Origin of the sequence: Kitasatospora sp. NPDC059146, from assembly GCF_042786665.1 — a bacterium.
GTDB lineage: Bacteria > Actinomycetota > Actinomycetes > Streptomycetales > Streptomycetaceae > Kitasatospora.
Genome location: NZ_JBHZCY010000055.1, coordinates 1 through 4961, shown reverse-complemented (window position 1 = coordinate 4961; position 4961 = coordinate 1). Strand labels below are relative to the sequence as shown.

Here is a 4961-nt window from a genome sequence, read left to right as displayed (position 1 = left end):
TGATCACGCAGTCGCCGTTGTCATCACCGGAGAAGGGAGACTTGAACCAATCGGCAGAGGCTGGGTCATGGTTGTACGGGTCGTGCTTCTCGCTCACGTCAGCTCTTCCAACTTGCGTTCAAGGGCGGCGATGGTCTCCTCCGGCGACAGGGCACAGCGCTGGAGTCGGGCGAAGGCCCGTTCGGCGCGGCGAACGTCGCGGCCGGTTCTACGCGGGAGCATACCGCCAACGGCTTCGATGAATACGAAGCCGTCTTCGGGGTCGTCGGGGAACCTCATCAGGGTGAGTCCCGAGGTCAAGATGCCTTGTCGACCGGCACTCAACGGCACTATCCGGATGCTGACATTCGGATACTGGGCGACTTTGATCGTATGGCGGATCTGTTCGATCAGGACGTTCCGGTCGCCGGCGACCAGCAGGGCCACCTCGCCGAAGTACGCGTCGAGGTTGAGGGCGGAATCCTTGGTCAGGCGGCGCTGACGCAGCATCCGGACTTCGGTCGCGGTCTCGATCTGTTCGTCATTGGGCGCGCTGAGACCGGCCGCGATCATCTCCTTGGCGTACCCCTCGGTTTGGACGAGGCCGGGGAAGGCCGAGGGGAAGTAGTTCAACATCTGTGAGGCATCGGCTTCGAGCGCCAGGTACTCACTGAAAGCCGCAGTGATGGAGTTGGCGAAGTCCAGGGTGCGCCACCACTGCCTTGCCGGGGCGTCGCCGAGGAGGCCTTCGAGATCCTCGCGCTCCTGGCCGGTGATCCCGACGTGGTCGAGCAGAGTTGCGAGATCGATGGCCGTGATCGGCTGCAGGGCTCGTTCGATTCGGCTGAGGCGACCGGCACTCCACCCCTTCAAACCGGCCGTGACGTCGGCCAGTGTCTTGTTGTTCTCCAGTCGCCAGGCGCGCAGCTCCTCGCCAAGGCGGATCTGCCTGATCGCGGACAGGTCCCTGCTCAAGTGGCGTCCCTCCCTCCGGGTGTTGGAGCACCAGTCTCGCCAGAGTCCAGGCCTCGACTCAAGCCAGTTTCAAGATCAATTAATTTCTTCGAGCAATGATGTTGCGGTTTCGATTTCGCATCCTCCACACTCAACGTGACCGCACGGACACGTACCTGACGTCGTGTCGAAGCGAAGGGGCACCCATGTCCGCGTTGAGCACACCTCTCCTCCGCACCTCCGAGCTCACCCTCACCGAGCACTCCACCTCGGTCCGCATCGCCCGGCGCCACATCCGTAACCAGCTCGGCCTCTGGGGCTACTGCGGCGACAAGGTCGACGACCTCGTCCTCATCGGCTCCGAGCTCGTCACCAACGCCGTCGTCCACGCCTGCCAGGGCGACGGCGAAGTCCGCCTCTACCTCCAGGAGTTCAGCGGCGACTGCCGCCTCGAAGTCTGGGACCCGCGCTTCGACCTGCCGCTCCAGAAGCCCCGGCTGCGCCGCTTCAACGAGGGCGGCCGGGGCATCCAGCTGGTCCGCGAGCTCTCGCTCGACTTCGGCGTCGTCGTCCGCCGGGGCTCGGGCAAGCGCGTCTGGGCGCGCGTCCTCCTCACCTGACCTCCCCACCCCTGCCGACCACCCCGCAAGGAAGTCCACCCGCCATGCACCCCGCCGCGATCGCCTTCCGCAACCCCGCCGCCCTGCACGCCCGTTGCGACTACGGCCGCCCCCGTCGCCTCTACTTCGAGCCCGACTACGAGACCGGCGCCGCCGTCCCCGACCCCACCGCCTGGGAGCCCCTCCCCGGCGGCTACCCCGAGCGGTTCGCCCCCGGCTACTTCACCCCCGCCTCCGGTCTGGTCGAGCTGTTCCGGCTCCCCGACACCGTCACCGACCGCGACACCCTCGCCGCGCTGGTCGAGACCCTCGGCGATCCGCACCCCGTCACCCTCGGTGACGCCGACGACCCGCCCGGGCAGTCCACCACCCACGTCCTCCCCGAGTCCGGCCGGCGCCCCGGCCTCCACGTCGACAACCACCAGAACCTCCCCTACGGCGAGCGCCGGAAGGCCCGCCGACGACTCTGCGTGAACCTCGGCCCCGGCCCCCGCTACCTCCTCCTCGCCGACACCGACATCCTGACCATCTGCCGCTGCGTCCAGGAGCGCTACGAGGAGCACCGCCCCTCCACCGACGACCTGCGCATGTACCTCGCGCTGCACCGCCCGCTGCGCCTGCTCCGCCTGCGCATCGACCCCGGTGAGGGCTGGTTCGCGCCCACCTCCTTCCTCCCCTACGACGAGTCCACCGAGGGCCTGGCCCTGCCCTCCTCCACCTCCTCCTGGCTCGGTCACTGGGAGCCGCACCTCTTCGAGTCCCCGATCTGAGCGATCCGGCCGATCTGACCGATCTGTCCGTTCCGCGCGCCTGTGTCAGGCTGGTGAGGGAGCACCGCCGACATCGGGAGGCTCGTGATGGCCGAGATCAGGGTGAACGGGGTCGGGCTGCACTACGAGGCCCAAGGCGAAGGCCCCGGTGTCGTCCTGGTGCACGGCTCGTGGACCGACGCGGACTCCTGGGCCCGGGTGATGCCGGGCCTCGCCGAGTCCACCACCGTCGTCGCCTACGACCGCCGGGGCCACAGCCGCAGCGAGGACCCGCTGACCCAGGGCTCGGTGCACGAGGACGCCGCCGACCTGGCCGGGCTGATCGAGGGCCTCGGCCTCGCGCCGGCCTTCGTCTGCGGGAACTCGTACGGCGCGCTGATCGCGCTGCGGCTCGCCTCCGCCCGGCCCGACCTGCTGCGGGGGATCGCCGTGCACGAGCCGCCGGGCACCGGCGTCCTGCTCACCGACCCGGAGCTGCGGCCGATCGCCGCCGCCCTCGCCGTCCGGATCGCCGCCGTCCGGGAGCTGCTGGAGCAGGCGGAGTCGGCCGCGGCGGCGGAGCTGTTCGTGGAGACGGTCGCCTTCGGGCCGGGGGCGTGGGCCCAGTTGCCCGCACCGGTGCGGCACACCTTCATCCGCAACGCCCCGACCTACCTGGACGAGCTGCGGGACCCGGACGCGCTGGATCTGGACCTGACCGCGCTCGGCGACTTCACCGAGGCCGTGCTGCTCACGCAGAGCGACGACAGCCCGCCGATGTACGGCGAGGTGCTGGACATCATCGACCTCACCCTCGCGAAGGCGGAACGGCACCTCTACCAGGGCGCCGGTCACGCTCCGCACCTGTCACAGCCGGAGGAATGGGTGCGGGTGGTGCTCCCGCGCGCATTGGTGTGAAACGGACCTGAGGGGCGCGAAATCGGGAGCACACGCCCGCTCATGCGCCCTTCGCGGTGCGCTCCTCAGGGCGCCGTCACCAGCTCCTCCCCGCGCGGCGTCCGCCGGTACAGCACCTCCCGCCCGCTGCGGACCCGGCTGACCAGCCCCGAGCGGTGCAGCACCCCCAGGTGGTAGGAGACCGTTCCGGCGCTGAGGAAGTGCCGGGCGGCCAGCGCCGCGGTGGTCGCCGGGTCGACCAGTGCGGCCAGCAGGTCCGCCCGGGTGGGCCCGACCAGCTGGGCCAGGGCGGGCGCGGGTGTCCGGGGCGCGGGCACGGACGGTGTGATCGGGTACATCAGCGTCGGCGCCCGGTGGCAGCCGTCGACCGTGTCGAGGATGACGTGGATCGAGCGGCTGACCAGCGTCGGCATCAGCAGCACCATGCGGGCCGGCAGGTTCACCTCGAAGCGGCTCTCCAGCTGGATCATCCCGTTCGACCAGGAGAGTTCCGGGGAGAGCGAGTTGAACAGCGAACCGGTGCCGTACCGGGCGACGTGCCGGCCGCGCCGGTCGATCTCGGCGTCCAGCACCGCGCGGGCGTCCGGCCAGTACGGGGCGACCGCCAGCTCCCAGTACCGGCCCAGCTCGTCCGCGACCCGCTCGGCGAAGTGGCGCGGGCCGCGCCGCAGCGTGCGCAGCACCACGTCCGGCAGCGGCCGGCCGGCCAGGTTGGCGGCGGGCAGCCCGTGGCGGACGGTGTCCAACTCGGCCAGCACCCGCTCCGGGTCGGCGCGGCGGACGGCCGTCAGCTGCTCGGCGATCGTCGGGTCCGGGCCGGTCGGGTGCGGGGCGAGGAAGTCGGGGAGGTAGCCGCCGGCCCGCTCCAGCGCCAGCCCGGACAGCAGCTCCAGCCCCTCCCGGCGCAGCACCCGGCGGGTCCGGCCGACCCAGGCGTACGGGCCGGTGCGGGAGTTGAGCGCGGAGGCGGCCATCAGGGTGTTGACCGCCTCGTGCAACGGGGAGACGACGAACCGGGTGCGGGCGAGCCCGGTCGAGTCGATCGTGAGCCGGATCATGCCGTCCACCCCTCTGCCGACCTGCCGGAACGGTCGGCTTTGTCGCCCTTTCGGTCGTCAACCCTTCGACCCTGGTCGAATCCTGACACGAATGCTCGCCATCGAAGTCGCCCGGGCGCAGGCTTCTCCCGTGACCGCGTCAGCACGGACGCGGCGCGAGCGGAAGGAACCCCGACGAACATGACGAGCACGCGCGGCCGCATCGCCGCCCTGCTGGGCGCCGTCGCGGTGGTCGCCGGCACCACCCTGGCCGGCCCCGCCGTCGCCGCCCCGGCCGAACCCCAGCGCCACGGCGGCGGCGTCACCGGGCAGGCACCCTGCCAGGGCGCGCCCGAATTCACCTGCGGAACCCTCACCGTGCCGCTCGACCACAGCGGCCGGACCCCCGGCACCCTCCAGCTCGACGTGGCGATGACCGGCAACGCCGACGCCCCCAAGGGCGACCTGGTGTTCCTCGCCGGGGGCCCCGGCCAGCCCGGCGTCCCGCTGATCCGCCGGATCGCGAGCAAGCTGGAGCCCGTCCTCAAGGACTACCGCCTGATCATGTACGACCAGCGCGGCACCGGCGAGCGGGCCCTCCAGTGCCCCGGCCTCCAGGAGGACATGGGCTCCTCCGACCTCGCCGTACCCCGCAAGCAGTCCATCGCCGACTGCGCCACCGCCCTCGGCCCGAACGCCCGCTA

Annotated in this window: 5 protein-coding genes and 1 pseudogene; 4 read left to right on the top strand and 2 right to left on the bottom strand. The window is 71.1% G+C overall.

The features are described from left to right. Positions 1-93 precede the first annotated feature (93 nt). On the bottom strand, positions 94-954 hold the full coding sequence (locus ACFXPX_RS23060) for a helix-turn-helix domain-containing protein (RefSeq protein ID WP_380642993.1): 861 nt from the start codon (positions 952-954) through the stop codon (positions 94-96). Positions 955-1139: 185 nt separating this feature from the next. On the opposite strand from ACFXPX_RS23060, the gene ACFXPX_RS23055 reads away from it, so the two are divergent. From ACFXPX_RS23055 to ACFXPX_RS23045, 3 genes are all read left to right on the top strand, one after another. Continuing rightward, positions 1140-1553: an ATP-binding protein gene (locus tag ACFXPX_RS23055; protein WP_375889867.1), complete on the top strand. Its 414-nt coding sequence runs from the start codon at positions 1140-1142 to the stop codon at positions 1551-1553. 44 nt (positions 1554-1597) lie between these two features. Further along, complete coding sequence (locus tag ACFXPX_RS23050) at positions 1598-2323, top strand: hypothetical protein (protein ID WP_375889864.1); 726 nt, start codon at positions 1598-1600, stop codon at positions 2321-2323. An 87-nt stretch (positions 2324-2410) separates the two neighbouring features. After that, positions 2411-3220, top strand: coding sequence for an alpha/beta fold hydrolase (locus ACFXPX_RS23045; RefSeq protein WP_380642991.1), 810 nt, complete (start codon positions 2411-2413; stop codon positions 3218-3220). Positions 3221-3285: 65 nt separating this feature from the next. Here the strand turns inward: ACFXPX_RS23045 and ACFXPX_RS23040 are convergent, their stop codons facing one another. Further along, a complete protein-coding gene (locus ACFXPX_RS23040; protein WP_380642989.1) occupies positions 3286-4278 on the bottom strand; it encodes a helix-turn-helix domain-containing protein in 993 nt (330 codons plus the stop codon). Positions 4279-4458: 180 nt separating this feature from the next. Here ACFXPX_RS23040 and ACFXPX_RS23035 point away from each other — a divergent pair. After that, positions 4459-4961, top strand: a pseudogene (locus ACFXPX_RS23035) (hypothetical protein); the annotation flags it as partial.